This is a genomic window from Acidiferrimicrobium sp. IK (genome assembly GCF_025499425.1).
Classification (GTDB): Bacteria; Actinomycetota; Acidimicrobiia; order Acidimicrobiales; family Palsa-688; genus Acidiferrimicrobium.
Genome location: NZ_JAIMCB010000004.1, coordinates 206,751 through 222,785 on the forward strand (window position 1 = coordinate 206,751; position 16,035 = coordinate 222,785).

The 16,035-nt window shown below is 72.1% G+C and carries 14 protein-coding genes and 1 tRNA gene; 9 read left to right on the top strand and 6 right to left on the bottom strand.

Annotated elements, in window-relative coordinates:
• The first annotated feature begins 3 nt into the window (after positions 1 to 3).
• The 6 genes from K6U06_RS08570 (at position 4) to K6U06_RS08595 (ending at position 2,929) form a co-directional block, all read left to right on the top strand.
• On the top strand, positions 4 to 882 hold the full coding sequence (locus K6U06_RS08570) for an Fpg/Nei family DNA glycosylase (RefSeq protein ID WP_262321505.1): 879 nt from the start codon (positions 4 to 6) through the stop codon (positions 880 to 882).
• A complete protein-coding gene (locus K6U06_RS08575) occupies positions 879 to 1,469 on the top strand; it encodes a hypothetical protein (RefSeq protein ID WP_262321506.1) in 591 nt (196 codons plus the stop codon). The genes K6U06_RS08570 and K6U06_RS08575 overlap by 4 nt, the downstream gene beginning before the upstream one ends.
• A gap of 57 nt (positions 1,470 to 1,526) precedes the next feature.
• Positions 1,527 to 1,602: transfer RNA gene (locus tag K6U06_RS08580), tRNA-Gly, on the top strand.
• Between the two features lie 158 nt (positions 1,603 to 1,760).
• Positions 1,761 to 1,979 carry a hypothetical protein gene (locus tag K6U06_RS08585; protein WP_262321507.1) on the top strand — a complete coding sequence of 73 codons (219 nt, stop codon included), beginning with the start codon at positions 1,761 to 1,763 and terminating at the stop codon, positions 1,977 to 1,979.
• A 102-nt stretch (positions 1,980 to 2,081) separates the two neighbouring features.
• Positions 2,082 to 2,489: a universal stress protein gene (locus K6U06_RS08590; RefSeq protein ID WP_262321508.1), complete on the top strand. Its 408-nt coding sequence runs from the start codon at positions 2,082 to 2,084 to the stop codon at positions 2,487 to 2,489.
• 53 nt (positions 2,490 to 2,542) lie between these two features.
• Positions 2,543 to 2,929 carry a nuclear transport factor 2 family protein gene (locus tag K6U06_RS08595; protein WP_262321509.1) on the top strand — a complete coding sequence of 129 codons (387 nt, stop codon included), beginning with the start codon at positions 2,543 to 2,545 and terminating at the stop codon, positions 2,927 to 2,929.
• A 30-nt stretch (positions 2,930 to 2,959) separates the two neighbouring features.
• On the opposite strand, the gene K6U06_RS08600 is transcribed toward K6U06_RS08595, so the two are convergent.
• Entirely contained in the window at positions 2,960 to 4,519 is a 1,560-nt protein-coding gene (locus tag K6U06_RS08600) for a phospholipase D family protein (RefSeq protein WP_262321510.1), read from the bottom strand.
• A 10-nt stretch (positions 4,520 to 4,529) separates the two neighbouring features.
• On the bottom strand, positions 4,530 to 5,762 hold the full coding sequence (locus K6U06_RS08605; protein ID WP_262321511.1) for an MFS transporter: 1,233 nt from the start codon (positions 5,760 to 5,762) through the stop codon (positions 4,530 to 4,532).
• Between the two features lie 70 nt (positions 5,763 to 5,832).
• Between K6U06_RS08605 and K6U06_RS08610 the strand changes: the two genes are divergently transcribed.
• A complete protein-coding gene (locus K6U06_RS08610; protein ID WP_262321512.1) occupies positions 5,833 to 6,594 on the top strand; it encodes a GAF and ANTAR domain-containing protein in 762 nt (253 codons plus the stop codon).
• Here the strand turns inward: K6U06_RS08610 and K6U06_RS08615 are convergent, their stop codons facing one another.
• Both K6U06_RS08615 and K6U06_RS08620 read right to left on the bottom strand, forming a co-directional pair.
• Complete coding sequence (locus tag K6U06_RS08615; RefSeq protein ID WP_262321513.1) at positions 6,595 to 7,494, bottom strand: acyl-ACP desaturase; 900 nt, start codon at positions 7,492 to 7,494, stop codon at positions 6,595 to 6,597.
• Positions 7,494 to 8,438 carry an SAM-dependent methyltransferase gene (locus K6U06_RS08620; RefSeq protein WP_262321514.1) on the bottom strand — a complete coding sequence of 315 codons (945 nt, stop codon included), beginning with the start codon at positions 8,436 to 8,438 and terminating at the stop codon, positions 7,494 to 7,496. The genes K6U06_RS08615 and K6U06_RS08620 overlap by 1 nt, the downstream gene beginning before the upstream one ends.
• Before the next feature lie 78 nt (positions 8,439 to 8,516).
• On the opposite strand from K6U06_RS08620, the gene K6U06_RS08625 reads away from it, so the two are divergent.
• Positions 8,517 to 9,785, top strand: coding sequence for a PP2C family protein-serine/threonine phosphatase (locus K6U06_RS08625; RefSeq protein ID WP_262321515.1), 1,269 nt, complete (start codon positions 8,517 to 8,519; stop codon positions 9,783 to 9,785).
• Between the two features lie 86 nt (positions 9,786 to 9,871).
• Here K6U06_RS08625 and K6U06_RS08630 read toward each other — a convergent pair whose 3' ends face one another.
• Positions 9,872 to 12,694, bottom strand: coding sequence for an FAD-binding and (Fe-S)-binding domain-containing protein (locus tag K6U06_RS08630; protein ID WP_262321516.1), 2,823 nt, complete (start codon positions 12,692 to 12,694; stop codon positions 9,872 to 9,874).
• 112 nt (positions 12,695 to 12,806) lie between these two features.
• On the opposite strand from K6U06_RS08630, the gene K6U06_RS08635 reads away from it, so the two are divergent.
• Positions 12,807 to 13,634 carry a DUF4118 domain-containing protein gene (locus tag K6U06_RS08635; protein ID WP_262321517.1) on the top strand — a complete coding sequence of 276 codons (828 nt, stop codon included), beginning with the start codon at positions 12,807 to 12,809 and terminating at the stop codon, positions 13,632 to 13,634.
• Between the two features lie 4 nt (positions 13,635 to 13,638).
• On the opposite strand, the gene K6U06_RS08640 is transcribed toward K6U06_RS08635, so the two are convergent.
• On the bottom strand, positions 13,639 to 16,029 hold the full coding sequence (locus K6U06_RS08640) for an APC family permease (RefSeq protein ID WP_262321518.1): 2,391 nt from the start codon (positions 16,027 to 16,029) through the stop codon (positions 13,639 to 13,641).
• Positions 16,030 to 16,035: the final 6 nt, after the last annotated feature.

Below are 16,035 nucleotides of genomic sequence, written 5' to 3' on the forward strand. Positions count from 1 at the left end.
CCGGTGCCGGAGCTGCCCGAGGTCGAGGCGCTGGCCCGGTTCCTCACTGAGCGCGCCGGCGGTCAGGTGATCGCCCGGGTCGAGCTGGGAGCCCTCTCTGCACTGAAGACCTTCGACCCGCCGCTCGAGTCGCTGCGGGGCCGGACGATCGACGGCGTGACCAGGCGAGGCAAGTATCTGTGCGTCTCGACGCGCGACGAGGCCGTGCCCGAGCCCCGCTGGCTGATCGTCCACCTGGCCCGGGGCGGCTGGGTGCAGTGGCGCGACACCGTGCCCGCCGGCCGGGCCAAGCCCGGGCGGGGGCCGCTGGCGTTGCGGGTCGGGTTGTCCTCCGGGCCGGGGTTCGATATCACCGAGCAGGGGACGGAGAAGCGCCTGGCGATCTGGGTCGTGCCCGACCCGGCCGTCGTCGAGGGCGTGGCCCGCCTCGGTCCCGACCCTCTCGGCGACGGGTTCGACCAGGCGGCCTTGGCCACCGCCCTCGCAGGGCGCTCCGGCAACCTCAAGTCGGTCCTCACCGATCAGTCGGTGCTCGCCGGTGTAGGCAACGCCTACTCCGACGAGGCGCTGCACCGAGCCCGGATGTCGCCGTTCAAGCCGGCCGGCAAGCTGACCGCAGAGGACAACCAGCGCCTGTTCGAAGCGTTGAGGGGAGTTCTTTCCGACGCCCTGGCTCGCGCCGCGGGGCTGCCGGCGAAGGGGCTGAAGGGGGAGAAGCGAAGCGGGATGGCCGTTCACGGCCGCGCCGGCGAGGCGTGCCCGGTATGTGGCGACACGGTCCGCCAGGTGGCCTTCGCCACCAAGTCCATCCAGTACTGCCCGACGTGCCAGACCGGCGGCAAGCCCCTCGCCGACCGCCGGCTGTCCCGGCTGCTCAAGTGATCACCCCGCCGTCACCCGAGGCGGGATCGCCGGACCCGGCCGCGGCCCGCCCGTCGAGCAACGACGTGGTGCACCGCGGCGTGCGCTGGCAGCGGGCATCGAGCGGCGCGCTGCGCTGGTGGCACGCGGAGGAAGGGCGCTGGGTCCGCTACACCCGGGGCGCCGACGCGCCGCCCCGCCCGCCGGGGTGGGAACGGTCCCGGCCGGCCCCCTCGGTCCGTCTCGAGCGGCCGCCGTGGCGCAGCCCGTATCGGATCATCCCGCTGGTCCTGCTTGCCCTGGTCATCGTCATAGGCGTGGTGCAGGCGCTGCGCGGCTCCGGCGGCCAGGCCGCCGCGGAGACCAAGGCGGCCCACGCCCTGATCGGCAAGTGCCTGGTCCAAGACGGGACCGTCGGAGGGGAGCCCCGCTACAGCGCGAAGGCGGTGTCCTGCAGCGCCGTCGGGGCGCTGGTAAAGGTGGTCAAGGTCCTGCCGGGAACGCCCGGCTCGCCGGCCTGCCCGCTTGGGACCACCAGCGTCCAGCTGGCCTACAACGGGGTCCGCTACCCCCACCAGCTGTGCGTGGTGGTCAACGGCGGGGGCTGAACCGGCCGGTCCCGGCTCGACGGCTCGGAGGCCTCGGTGCTACTGTCTCACCCCACTGCGGACGTGGCTCAGCTGGTAGAGCATCACCTTGCCAAGGTGAGGGTCGCGGGTTCGAATCCCGTCGTCCGCTCCAGTGAAACCCTCGCTTCGGCGAGGGTTTCGTGGTTGGAGGAGGCATTGGCGGCCTCCCGCCGGCGCCGCTAGCGGCGCTGCTAAAACCGCCCGGTTCGCTTGCAGCCGGCCCCTCTCCGTGTCACCCTCCACCATCAGGTGGGTGCGGCGGAGGCGGCAGTGACACTGAAGATCACAGAGTCGGGCGTGCGGAGCGAGGCGGTCAAGGCGGACGGCGACGGCCGGCCCGAGGCCGGCGGCGACGCCCGGCCCGAGGCCGGCGGCGACGCCCCGGAACGCTCCGGCAAGGGCGCTGCCTTCCTCGGGGGCGGCGTCGAGGCGGCGCACGAGATCGGCTCGCTGTGGAAGGCGTGGGGTCGGGCCGGGTCCTTCGAGTAGCCGACGGCTGCTGCCGGGACCTTCGGCCCTACCGTCGGCGGTGACGGAGCGCCAGGCTCGGTGGTGGAGGGCGTGGTCCCACGCCTTCCACGAGGAGCTGACATGACCGAGCGCTACGTGATCGTCGTCGGGTCCGACGGGTCGGATGGGTCCGTCGCCGCCCTGAAGTGGGCCGTGCAGGAGGCCGCCGTGCGGGGCGGTTCGGTGCGGGTCGTGCGGGCCTGGTCTCCCGGCGAGTTTGGTACCAACGACGAGATGGGGGCCCTGGCCCTCCAGGCGTTGCAGGGCGACGTGAAGACCGCCCTCGACGGCGACGCCCCGGTCCCGGTCGAGACCGTGGCCGTGCAGGGCCACCCGTCCGCGGTGCTGCTCGAGCAGAGCAAGGACGCCGACATGCTCGTGGTCGGCTCCCGGGGGCTCGGCGGCTTCACCGGCCTGCTGCTGCGCTCGGTCGGGCAGAGCGTCTTGAAGCACGAAGGTGCGGCGACGGTCGTCATCGTGCGGCGCTGAGCGGGCCGTCCGTTCGGTCGCGCCGGGACGGCATGGTGGCTAGTGTCACCCGGATGAAGGACGTCTCGGTAGACGCGGACCTCGCGGTCCGGCGGTTGGTGGCCCGCTACTCGCAGCTCGTCGACGATCGGGACCTCGACGCCGCGGTAGGACTCTTCACCGAAGAAGGACAGGTGATCTTCAGCGGTGAGCGACACGCCGGCCCCGAGGCGATACGGGCGTGGCTGGCGTCGACGCCGACACCGACGCTGCACCAGGTCACCAACGTCGTGGTCAGCAACGGCTCCCATGAGGGAACCCTGCACGCGGTCTGCGACCTGGGGCTGCTTCTCGGCGGTCCCGACGGTTGGAAGGTGGCCGCCGTCGGCCGCTACCACGACACGCTGGCCGGCTCCGGCCGCGACCTGCGCTTCACGCAGCGCATCATCACCCTGCGCTGACGCGCCCCGCGTCTGGAGGGGGCTGCCCCCTCAGAAGCGGTTGGAGCGGCGCTGACGCCAAGACCGCCCGTCGGGGTCGTAGACCGCGGCGTACAGCGCCCGGGCCCACAAGGGCTGTTCGCCGCCGCCGGCTTGGTGCAACACCCGCAAGCGGCCCGGCGGCCGAGGGCCCTGCGCCCCGGAGCGATGCCAGCGGTCCAAGGCGGCGGCGGAGTCGCTAAACGCCGCGAACGCCGACATCGAGTCGAGAAGGTCGAGGTCTTCTCCGGGCGCTCGGTCGAGGTGCTCCCGGGCGAGCTGCAGGCGCAGCCCTTGGGCGAAGGACCGCCCGTCGGGGCCGTCGCCTGTAACCGCACAGGAGATCTCGCTGTCGTAGGTCCAGGACCGGCGGTTGATGTTGTCGGAACCGACGCTCGCCCACGTGTCGTCCACGACGCAGACCTTGGCGTGGACGTACACGGGTGTGCCCTCGTGGTTCTCGACGCCGAACACCCCGACCCGGTCCCCGCCCGCGGCGCGCAGCGCCCGCAACGCCCTCGTGCGGCCGACCGCGTTGGGGGGCAGCGAAAGCGCTCCGTCCTGGTCGGGGTGCAACGGCAGGACGGCGACGAGCCGCAGGTCGGGGCGGGCGACGAGCGCGTCGCAAAACGTTGACGCCACCTCTTCGGACCAGAGGAACTGGTCCTCCAGATAGATCAGCTGCCGGGCTCGCGACACCGCCTTGGCGACCCCGCGGGCGACGCTGTGCTCGCCTTTCGGGGCGAAGGGGTACCCGGGCCGCCGGCGCGGGTAGGTGCGCAGGACCTGCACGGCGAGGCCGCCGGCGGGAGCCGGGTCGGGGAGCTGCGCCGGGAGCCGCCGGTCGCCTCCGTCGGAGCCGTCGAGGCGGTCGTGGAGGAGGCGCAGCGGGTTGCGCGACAGCGGGCTCGGGTCGTCCCACCGTTCCCTGAAGCTGGCCTCGATGTCACCGACCGCTGGGCCGCGGACCTCGAGCTGGATGTCGTGCCACGGCGGCCGGCGACCGTAGACGGCGGCCATCGGCTGCGCCTGGGGGTCGCCGGAGTGGTCGCTCGTGTCGCGCCGGCTGTGGCAGAGGTCGATCCCGCCGACGAACGCGACGTCGAGCGACGGACGGTCGGGGTGGCGCAGCACCACGAACTTTTGGTGATGGGAGCCTCCGGGGCGGACCCGCATGTCGAGCAGGCATACTCCGCCGGCCGCCTCGATCTCCTCGCCGAGGTGGCGGTTCTCGCGGTCTGAGAAGCGGAGCCGGTCCATGTGCGAGCGCCACACCAGCCCCCTCACCACCACCCCCCGGGAGGCGGCCTGGCACAGCAGGCTCGACACGTCGAGGCCGTCGGCGCCGAGCGACTCGTCTGGGTCGCCTCGCCAGTCGGTGAACAGCAGCAGGTCGCCCCGGCGCTGGGCCTGCACTGCGGCCGCGAGCACCGCGAAGTACGTGGCCCCGTGGACCAGAGGCGTGACCCGGTTGCCTTCGCTCCATCCCGAGTCATTCGGGTGGCGCCGCCCGAGCACCGTGGCCGGGTTGCCCCGCTCGGCTCGCTCTAGGAACCACCCGGGAGCCGCCACACACCCATGTCTAGCCAACGGTGGGGAGATGCTGGTGTTCTTCGTCGAGAACCGCGCTGCGCCGGGCGACGGCTAGGGCCACCACGACCAGCAGCAGGGAGGCGCCGGCCGTGGTGACCGCTCTCAGCCCGACCGCGTCAGCGAGGGCGCCCTGCGCCAGGCTGCCGATCGGGTAGAGGATCCCGAGCGCCATCATGTAGATGCCGAGCACCCGACCCCGGAGGGCTGGCGCCGCCCGGAGCTGGATGATGGTGTTGCACCCGGCCAGCACGCCGATGTAGCTGCCCCCGACCAGCAAGATGGCGGCCGCGGCCACGGCCAGGTCGGGAGCGGCGGCGTATCCGCCCAGCGCGAAGCAAAGCACCGTCAAGTCGGCGACGAGCACCCGCCGCTGTCCGTAACGGCGAACCAGCGGCGTGAGCGCCAGCGCCCCGACGACCGCGCCGACGCCTTGCGCGGTGATGAGCACCGTGGTACCCGACGAGCCGGAGCGGAACACCTTGATGGCGACCGCCGGCACCAAGGCGATGAACGGCGACGCGGTGAGGGCCACAACCGAGATGAGCGCCACCGCTAGGCGGCAGCCAGGATCCGCGGCGGTGGCCCTGGCGCCCTCCGCAAGGCGGCGTAGCAGCGGCTCGGGGGTGGCAGTAAGAAGCGGTGGGGGGAGCCTCACCAGCGCCAGCGCCACCAGCACCGCTGCGAACGACACGGCGTTGAGCGCGAACGCCCACGAGTAGCCGCCAGCCACGATCGTCGCGCCGGCCAGCGCGGGTCCGATCACCCGGCCCAGGTTGAACTGCGCCGACGACAGCGATATCGCCGCCCGCAGCTCGACGGCGGGCACCAGGTCGGGCAGCATCGCCTGGTACGCCGGGAACCCGACCGCGGCCATCGCCCCTCCGCCGAAGACCAGCAGGGTGATCACCGCCGGGTCGGGGCGGGCGGCGGTCCCGACGACGGTAAGCGCGGCAGCGAAGCACATCTCCCCGGTCGTGGTCGCCAGAAGCCAGCGGCGACGGTCCATTCGGTCGGCCATCAGGCCGCCGATCGGTGACAGCAGGCCGATCGGAAGGAACGCGGCGGCCGCGACCAACCCGGTCCAGCCGGCCTGGCCGGTCCGGGCGGTCACCAAGATCCCGACCGCTACGGTCTGCATCCAAGAGCCGATGTTCGACACCAGCGCCGCGCTCCACACCAGAGCGAACGACCGGTGGTGCAGGGGGCGGAGGGAGCTGAGCACGGCGACCCGGAAGACTATTGGGGCTGGGCGGGCCGCCGGGAGGCGGTAGCCTCCCAATGGAGGCAGCCACATGGCCGGGCCTGAGCAGCATCCAGGGGCGAGCGACTATCAGGGTGACACCGACCCGGGAGTGGCGATGGCCGCGGAGTTCGCGGACATCGCCCGGCTGCTGATGGCGGAAGTCGACGTCGAGACCACCCTGTCTCGGGTGTGCGCGTTGGCCGTCGAGCACATCGCGGGCTGCGACCACGCCGGGATCTCGCTGGTGGAGGGACGGCAGCGGATCGTCACCCACGGCGCCACCGACGGGGTCTCCACTGAGGTCGACCGGCTGCAGTACGCGACCGGCCAGGGACCCTGCCTCGACGCCATCCGTGACCACGCGGTGCTGATCAGCCCTGACCTGTCGCTCGACACCCGCTGGCCCGACTTCGCTCGGGCCGCGGTGGCCGCGACGGGTGTCCGCTCGATGATGTCGTTTCGTCTGTTCGCCGCCAGGGACACGATGGGCGCGCTCAACTTGTACTCCCGCCGCCCCGCAGCGTTCGTCGCCGCCGGCCCGGCGGCCGAGGTCGGATCGGTCTTCGCGGCGCACGCCGCGGTCGCCCTGTCAGGGGCGCGGGCGGTGGCCAACCTGAAAGTGGCGCTGGAGTCGAGGGAGACCATCAGCGTGGCGGTCGGCGTGCTGATGTGCCGCCAGGGCGTAGGCCGCCAGGCGGGGTTCGACATCCTCCGGCGCGCCTCGCAGCGCGAGAACGTGAAGGTTCGCGATCTCGCGGCCAGGATCATCGGCGGGGCAGACGTCCCCGGCTACGAGCGACCGGCGGGTTGATCAGCCGGGGGCGGGCACCTTCTGGGCTTCGATGCGGTCGGCGACTCGCTTGAGCCGGGCGATGCGCGACACGACCCGGCCGCGGGCCTGCTCCGCTTCGGCGCCGAGCCCGGAGATGGTCTCGATTCCCCAGTGGTTGAGCACCACCGGGAGGAGCACCTGCTCGTAGTGGACCTTGAAGTCGTAGACCCCGGCGGAGGCGATCGCCGCGGCGTGCAGGGAGAACCCGTCGATTCCCGCGCCGGGCATCTCGAACGCCGCGACCTGGCGTTCGATGGCTTGAACGGTGCCGTCGGGGTCGGCCCTCAACGCTGCGCTCACCATCTCCCGGTAGAACAGGAAATGGAGGTTCTCGTCGGCGGCCACCCGTCGCATGATCGCCAAGCCGCTGCCCTCTAGGAGTTCACCGGTGTTCCAGTGGGCGATGCGCGTCGCCAGCTCCTGGAGGGTCAGGTAGACCAGGCCGTCGGTGATCGTCGTCGAGCGGGCGCCGGCACGGAACCCGGTGCTCAGCTGGCGCATCCGGGCCCGTTCCAGGGCGACTAGGTCCAGGGAGCGGGTGACACAGACCCAGTCGCGGATGACCGTGGCGTGGCGCTGCTCCTCGGCGGCCCACCGGCGGCTCCACTCGCCCATAGCCGAGTCGGGCGCGAACGCAGTGGCGATGACATGGAAGTAGTGCGGCAGGTTGTCCTCGGTGAGCAAGCCCACCCACAAGGCGCTGGCGGCACCGGCCGGCAACGGCCTGGCGGCGTCCCCGGGGTCGTCGGGGCCGAAGTCCCGCCCGCCGCTCCACGGCACCAGCTGGTGGGGGAACCACTCCTTGGCCCGGGACAGATGACGCTCCATCAGCGTACGGGCGGTGGCCTCGAAGACCTCGTCCAGGCTCGACGTGCTCACTAGGGCTCCTTTGACGGGTGCTCCGGCGGCGGGGTCTCGGCCTTGGGTGCAGTGGGTCGGCGCTCGAACGCGAGCCTATACAGGGTGCAGACGCGTCGGTCGAACATGGCCCGCGACACCCGCAGGTAGCGCACGTACCGGCGGTAGGTGGACCGGCCGACCAAGGCGATGGCGGCTTCGGAGTGGGCTTCCAGCCGGCGTTGCCACACATGCAGCGTGCGCTCGTAGTGCGTCGCGTCGCTGCGGTAGGCGACCAGGCGGAAAAACGGCTCGGCGGCGGTGATGATCTGACCGAGGCGGGGCAGCGACGACTCCGGGAAGATGTCCTCGGTGAAAAACGACGAGACCGGCCCGGAGGACGGGTCGAAGTCCTCGTAGGCGATGGACTGCAGCGACAACCTTCCGCCGGGCTTCAGCCATCCTGCGCTCATGGCGAAGAAATGGGCGTAGACCTGCTGGCGGGCCGCGTCGTCGAGGTCCTGGCGGGCGAAGTGCTCGAATGCCCCGATCGAGATGATCGCGTCGTAGGGCTCCGACGGCCGGTGATCCCGCCAGTCCTCGAGTCGGACCGCGATCGACTCGGAGGGTGTGACCGCCGCGGCCTGATCGGAGCTCAAGGTCAACCCGGTGGCGTGGGCGACCCCGCGGGCGCCGGTCAGGTAGCGGAGGTTGGCTCCCCATCCGCAGCCGACATCGAGCACCCTCGAGGCGTCGTCTGCGTCCGCCGCGGTCGCGTGCCAGGCCAGCTTGGCTTGTTGGGCTGATTCGAGGGCGTCGTCGACGGGATCGTCGGTGAGAGGCTCGTCCCACAAGGCGCAGGAATACACCATCTCGGTGTCGAGCCACAGGCGGTAGAACTCCCGGCCGACGTCGTAGTGATGCTCGATGGCGCGAGGAGTCGCACCTGTCGCCGCGGCCGAGCCGGCGTCGCTCGGGTCGGACACGTCCGGGAACCTAGCAAGTCGGAGCCTGCAGTAGGCTACGGGCCCCGGTGACGAGTCGGGTTCGGCAGCGGGAGAGCGGTGGAGACCAGTCCTGACCACGAGCACCGGCGGAGCGAGGCCGCGCTGCCCTTCGAGGAGGCTCTGGTGGACCGGCTGATCGACGACGCTCACCTGGCCTCGGCCCACGAGCTGCCCCGACTGCTCGAGCGTCACGTCGACGCGCTGGGCTGCTCCGACGGCCGGGCGTTCCTGGCCGACCTCCAGCAAAACGCCCTCATGCCGTTCGTGGACGGCGACGTCAACGGGCAGGCCACACCCCTGTCGGTCGACTCGACCCTCGCCGGGTGGGTGTTCCAGCGCCTCGAGGTACGCCTGCAGGACCTCCCCGGAGAAGGGGTCCGGGTCTGGATCCCGCTTCTCGACGGCACCGACCGTCTCGGGGTGATGGCTGCCACGGTCCATGACCGTGGCGCTCTGGGCGCCGGTGACGGTGCGCTGATGGTCCGGCTCCGCCGCCTCGCCTCCCTCTTCGCCGAGCTGCTGGTGACCAAGACGCTCTACAGCGACACCACCGTCACTTTGCGGCGCAGCGCGGAGATGGGCTTGGCCGCGGAGATCCAATGGTCGCTGCTGCCGCCGCTGACCTTCGCCAGCCGCGAGGTGACCATCGCCGCCAGCCTCGAGCCGGCCTATGAGGTGGCCGGTGACACCGTGGACTACGCGATCAACCGCGGGCTGGTGCACGCCGCGGTCTTCGACGGCATGGGGCACGGGATGCAGGCCGCGCAGCTGGCTGTCCTGGCCGTCACCGCCTACCGCAACGCTCGGCGAGGTGGCCGCCGGTTGGGTGAGACCGCGATCGCCATCGACGGCGCTCTCAACGACGTGTTCGGCATCGACGGGTTCGCGACCGGCATCCTCGCTGAGCTCGACACGGCCACCGGTGAGCTGCAGTGGCTGAGCGCCGGTCACCCCCAGCCGCTGCTGCTCAGGGAAGGGCGCTTCGTGAAGCCGCTCGTGGTGGCCCCGACGCTGCCGTTCGGGCTTAGCACGGTGGCGCCGAAGGTCGGCGTGAGGATCGGCACCGAGCACTTGCAGCCGGGGGACCGGGTGGTGTTCTACACCGACGGGGCCATCGAGGCCCGCTCACCCGACGGCGAGTTCTTCGGCGTCGAGCGGCTCACCGAGCTGATCCTCCGCCACCTGGCCAGCGGCCTGGCCGCCCCCGAGACCATGCGCCGGGTCACCCGGGCCCTCCTCGACCACCAGCAAGGTCAGCTCGACGACGACGCCACGATGCTGCTCCTCGAGTGGCGCAGCGGCAACGAGGGAGCGTTCAGCTTCTGAAAAGCGGTCCCGCCCGGCGCCTGGCGGGTGCACCCGGCGATCGGGTGAAGTTCGGAGGTCGGGTGAAGTCGGAGGTGTGGCTAGGTTCAAGTCGACGGGCGGTAAGCGGGCAGGTGCTCGGCGAGCACCTCGGCTAGGTGCTTGGCGTGGCGGTCGGCCAGGTGCTCGAGCTGGGTCCGGCACGAGAACCCGTCGGCGAGGATCACGCTGTCCGGGCCGGCCTTGTCGACCGCGGGCAACAGCGCCGTCTCGGCCACCGCCACCGAAACGTCGTAGTGGCCCTGCTCCACGCCGAAGTTGCCGGCCAGACCGCAGCAGCCGCCGACCGCAGTGACCGACGCGCCGGCGCCGGCGAGCAGCTCGGCGTCGGCGTTCCAGCCCATCACCGCGTGCTGATGGCAGTGCGGCTGGGCCACGCCGTGCACGTCGTCGAGGCGGGGAGGGACCCAGCCTGCGGTGGCAGCCAGCTGCTCGGCGAGGGTGCGCACCCCAGTGCGGGCCTGCCCGGCGCGGGCGTCACCGGGCAGGAGCCGGGCGGCGTCGTGGCGGAGCAGGGCGGTGCAGGACGGCTCGAGGCCGACGATCGGCGTGCCGGCGGCCAACGGCGCCTCCAGGGAGTCCAGGCTGGAGCGCAGCTCCCTCCTGGCCCGGTCCAGCTGCCCGGTCGACACCCACGTGAGGCCGCAGCAGGGCCGCCCGTCGGGGACCGACACCGAGTACCCGGCGTCCTCCAGGACCGCCACGGCGGCCTGCCCGGTGTGGGGCGTGAAATGGTCGGTGAACGTGTCGATCCACAGCACGATCGGCGTTCCCCCCGGGCGGCCCGGGTGCTTCGCGAACCAGTCACGGAACGTGGCCGCGGCCACGGGGGGCAGCGGCCGGCGGGGATCGATGCCGCCCAGGCGGGCGCCCAGCCGGGCCAGGGCGGGCGAGCCGGTCAGCGCGTTCCACACCTTGGGGGCCCTCGCCGCGAGCCGCAGCCACTGCGGCAACCACCCGAGGGTGTAGTGGGCGGGCGGCCGGGGCCTCCCCTTGTAGCGCTGGTAGAGGGCCTCGGCCTTGTAGGTCGCCATGTCCACCCCCGCGGGGCAGTCCGTGGAGCACCCCTTGCAGGCCAGGCACAGATCCAAAGACTCGGCGACGGCATCGGATCGGAACCCGTCGATCAGCGACCCGTTGGCCAGCTCCTGGAGGACCCGGGCCCGGGCTCGGGTCGAGTCCTTCTCGTCGCGGGTGGCCAGGTAGGACGGGCACATGACGCCGCCAGCGCCGGTCAGGTCGGAGCGGCACTTGCCGACCCCGACGCAACGGTGGACCGCGGTCGACAAGTCGCCGTCGTCGTCGGGGTAGGCGAACCCGAGCCCGGCTCGCAGCGGCCGAGCCGACGGCACTCGCAGGTCCGCGTCGATGGGGGCCGGGTCGACCAGCACCCCCGGGTTGAGGGCCCGGCGGGGATCGAAGACCGCCTTCAGCGCGGCCATCGCCTCGATCGCCGCGGGGGAGTACATCAGCGGGAGGAGAGCGCCGCGGGTCCGGCCGTCGCCGTGCTCCCCCGACAAGGAGCCCCCGTAGGAGGCCACCAAGCGGGCCGCGTCGGTGGCGAAATCGGTGTACACCGACGTCGTGCGGGTGAAGGGGAAATCGATCCTGATGTGCACGCAGCCGTCACCGAAGTGCCCGTAGACCAGGCCGTCCAGGCGGTACTCGTCCATCAGCCGGCGGAAGTCCCGCAGGTAACCCGGGAGCCGTTCCGGGGGCACGGCGGCGTCCTCCCAGCCCGGCCACGCCGGGCGGTTGTCCAAGGTCCGCCCAGCCAGACCGGCGCCGTCCTCCCGGACCCGCCACAAGGCGGCGGCCAGCGCGCCGGTGACGATCGTGGTGTCGATCCCGCCGGCAGCGGCGGCCAGCTCCGCGCCGGCGGCGCGCGCCGCGGCCTCGTCGTCGCCGCCGACCGCCGCGAACAGCCAGCACCCGCCGGCCGGCAGCGCCGGCAACCCGGCCGAACCGCGCCGGCGTACGACCTCGACCAGGCTGGCGTCGACGGCCTCGAGGGCGACCGGCCGATGGGGGAGGATCCCGGGTACCGCCTCGGCCGCGGACGGGAGGTCGGGGTAGCCCACCACCACCAACGCCTCGACCGCAGGTTGGCGGGTCAGGCGGACGGTGGCGCCGAGGGTCGTCGCCAACGTCCCTTCGGTGCCGACCAAGAACCGGGCCAGGTGCGAAGGATCGTCGGCGAGGAGGTGCTCGAGACCGTAACCCGACCCCTGGCGGCTGAACCGCCCGAACTCCTCGCCGATCACGCCGCGGTGGGCTTCGACGTAGGACGCCAGAGCCGCCCGCAGCTGCGCCGGCGCCGCGGCGAGGCTCGACGCCACGAAACGCTCGCCGGTACCGGTCACCACGTCGAGGTCGACCACGTTGTCGCTGCAGCGGCCGTAACGCAGGGCCCGCGAACCGCAGGCGTTGTTGCCGAGCGACCCGCCGATCGTCGCCCGAGCGTGGGTCGAAGGGTCAGGCCCGAAGCGCAGGCCGTAGGGGGCGGCCGCGGCGCTGATGGAGTCGAGGATCGCCCCCGGTTCGACCACCGCCTCGCGCCGGTCCGGGTCCACTGACCGCACCCGGTTGAGGTGGCGGGAGAAGTCGATGACCACCCCCGGCCCGACCGCGTTGCCGGCGATCGACGTTCCGCCCCCCCGGGCCGTGACCGGTGCCTCGTGCTCCCGGGCGACGGCCAAGATGGCCAGGACGTCGTCGGTGTGGCGGGGGAGCGCGACCACCGACGGAACTACCCGATAGTTGGACGCGTCCGAGGAGTACTCCACCCGCCGCCGGAGGCTGGCGTCGGCTTCCGCCACGCCCGCCTGCTGCAACGCCGACGCCAACTCCGTGCTCGTGGCCTGGCTCACTACGACTGCGTCCTTCTCGAGGGGAGGGCCCACACCGTACCGTGTGCCCCCAGGCGAGACGTGCGGGCGGACCCCGGCCCCGGGCGCCGGAACGGCCCAGTACACTCGGCTCGTGGCCCTGCGCCGCTTCCGGTCAGCTGTCCTCGGACACGGCAGATGGTTGTTCGTGGCTGCCCTCGCCGGCCCTGTCGCCGTCGCCGCAGCCTGGACCCCGTTGCGCGGCCACCTCCCCAACGTCGACGTTGCCCTCTTGTTGGTGTTCTGCGCCGCGCTGTGCGGTCTCCGGGGCAGCCGACTCCTCGTGGCGGCCGCCGCCGTCGGCGCCGGCGGCGGCTTCACTTACTTCGACACCTCCCCCTACGACCGCCTGGCGATCTCCAAGGAACCGGACGTGATCACCCTGGCGGTGCTGGTCGCCGTCAGCCTGGCCCTCGGCGACCTGGCGGTGCGCCTCGCCCGGCAACGGCACAGACCCGGTGCCGGCAGAGAGGACATGACCCGCATCCGCGACCTGGCGGCTCTGGTCGCGTCCGGCGCGGAGCTAGTGGAGGTGATCGGGGCTGCAGCCGCCGGACTGGCCGCGCTGCTCGGCGCGGCCAGCGCCGAGTACCAGGCCGGCCCGCCGTTGCCCGGCGCCTGGATGGTCACGCCCGAGGCGGTCCTCGCCGCGGTGGACGGATCCGGCCGGCCGCGCGCCGGGGCGGCGCCCGCTTCCGGCCGCATCGATCTCAACCTCCCGGTGCGCGGTATGGGCGCGGTGATCGGGAGGTTCGGGATCCAAGGCGTCGACGTCCGGCGGGCCGGCCCGGGCCCTCTCATGGTGGCGCTCACCCTCACCGATCAGATCGGTGCCGCTCTCATCGCTCAGGCACCGGAGAGCGCCGTGCTGCCAGAGGCACCCGAAGAGCAGGCCCGCCCGGTGCTCCGGGTCATCGAATAGCCGCTCAGCCCGCGCTCGAGCGGCGCGCCACCTCGGCGCCGACCAGCTCGTAGACCGGGTTGAGCATCGCCAGGCGGTCCCGGTGCACTCCGACGGTGCCCTCGGCCCGCAGGTACATGCCCGGCTTTATGCCCGCCACCGAACGCCGCCCTAGGAAGACGATGGTCAACGCACCGGTGGCGTCGACGATGGTGCACTCGAAGGTCGGTACCCCCGCCCACGGCTGGACCTGCACGGTGCGCACTTTGCCCCCGACCGAGACCCGCTGCCGATGGCGGACCTCGCCGAGGGGGACGGTACCCGGGAGCCGGACCGCGACGCTGCGCCCAGGCGCCACCGGCTGCGCAGCGGTCGGCTGGGGTGACGCGGATGGCTCCGCCGCGCCCGTAGCGGCCAGAGGCGGACGCCCGGGGCGCTGCGAGGCCCGACGTCGGAGGCTGGCCTGAACGTCCAAAGGAACGACGGTGGCGCTCACGTTGTGGATGCGCGACAAGGCGTCGACGATTCGCTCCGCGGTGCGGTCGTGGAGCACCCGGTTGACCAGTCCGTGGTCGACCCGCCGCGGCAACACGAAGACCACCTGCGTCTCACCGTCCGCTGCCAGGTCCCGCGCCAGCTCGCCGGCCGCGCGGGCGATGCGCCGGTCGGGGCACTCGATGACCTGCAGCGGGAACTTCTCCACCCCGAACGCCACCCACGCCTCCCGCAGCGCGTCGGCGCGTACCTGATCGACCATGAAATGCACGACGCGGACTTCACTGTCGAGCCCGATCGAACGAGCGAGGCGCAGCGCCCGGGTCGTGGCCAGGTCCAAGCCGTCCACGAGGACCACCACCGCCTGGTTGCGCAGCCGCGGTTCTTGCACCCGGGCGGCGGCCCCACTGGCCAGCACTTCCTTCTCACCCTGGTACCGGCGGTGGGTGCGGGAGAGGGTGAGGACGAGCAGCGGGATGACCACGACGACCAGCCACGCGCCGGCGCTGAACTCGGTCACGACGAAGATCCCGGTGACCACCGCGCTGGCCACGAACGCCAACCCGTTCAGCGCCAGGTTGCGCTTTTGATGCGGGCCTGGGCGGGTCATGTGGTAGCGGGTCATCCCGGCGCCGGCCATGGTGAAGCCCACGAACACCGTGCACCCGTACAGCGGGATCAGGCTCGCGACCCTGGCCCGAGTGACCACGAGCAGCAGCAGCGAGACCAGGGTCAGCACGCCGATGCCGTTGGAGTACGCCAGGCGGTGCCCTCGCTTGGTCAGCGGCCGCGGCAGGTACGCGTCCTCGGCGATGAAGCTGACGAGCAGAGGGAAGCCGTTGAAGCTGGTGTTGGCGCCGAGGATGAGGATCAGGGCGGTCGAGAACTGCAGCGAGTAGTAGCCGATCGACCCGGAGGCGCCGGACCCGAACACCGAGCGGCCCAACTCGGAAAGGACCGTCGGCGTCCCAGAGCGGAACGGCACGGTATGCGACAGCGCAGCGAAGATCGACACGGTCAGGAACAGCGACCCGAGCACGGTGGCCATGAGCACCAAAGTGGTCCGGGCGTTTTTGACCTGCGGGTCGCGGAATACCGGGACCGCGTTGGAGATGGCCTCCATGCCGGTCATGGCCGAGCCGCCGTTGGCGAAACCCTTGAGGAACACGAACGCCCCCGCACCGAGCAGCAAGCCGGGGCCGCCCGGATGCAGGGGGAGCGTCCCGGCGGCAGGCGGCTGGTGCGGGAGCCCGCCGTGCGCCGCGACGCGCGCCACGCCGGTGACAGCCAGAGCAGCCATGCTCGCGAGGAACCAGTAGGTCGGCACCGCAAAGACCCGCCCGGCCTCCTTCAGCCCTCTGAGGTTGCCGTACGCGAGGAGCAGCACGAACAGGACCGAAAGCTCGACTGGATAGGGGCGAAGGGCCGGGATCGCGGAGCTGACCGCGGCCACGCCGGCGGCGATGGAGACAGCGACGGTGAGGACGTAGCTGCAAAGCAGCGCCGCGCCGGGGATCTGCGCAGTGCGGTTGCCGAAGTTCTCGCGGCTGACGACGTAGGACCCGCCCGACACCGGATAGGCGCTCACCACTTGTCGGTAGCAGAGGCACACGACGCCGAGCACGACCAGCAGCGCGGCGGTGACCGGCGTGACCAGAGCGAAGGCCCCCAACCCGGCCGCCGGGATCAAGATGAGCAGGATGGACTCGGTGGCGTACGCGGCCGACGACATGACGTCGGAGGAGAGGACTGCGAGCGCCGTCGGTTTGCCGAGGCGCTGCTCGCCCAGCGAGTCGCTCACGAGGGGAGCCCCGAGGAGCCGGCGTTTCAGCCGGTAGGCCAGGGTCTCCGGCAGCTCCTGCGCAACGTCCGACAACGAGCGTTGGGGACGGATCCAGGCAGGATCAGCTGGTGTCGTCATAGGTGG

Coding starts and splice junctions, on each gene's coding strand:
- K6U06_RS08590 (WP_262321508.1), top strand. CDS start 2,082: ATGACCGAGCGCTACGTGATCGTCGTCGGGTCCGACGGGTCGGATGGG.
- K6U06_RS08595 (WP_262321509.1), top strand. CDS start 2,543: ATGAAGGACGTCTCGGTAGACGCGGACCTCGCGGTCCGGCGGTTGGTG.
- K6U06_RS08610 (WP_262321512.1), top strand. CDS start 5,833: ATGGCCGGGCCTGAGCAGCATCCAGGGGCGAGCGACTATCAGGGTGAC.
- K6U06_RS08640 (WP_262321518.1), bottom strand. CDS start 16,029: ATGACGACACCAGCTGATCCTGCCTGGATCCGTCCCCAACGCTCGTTG.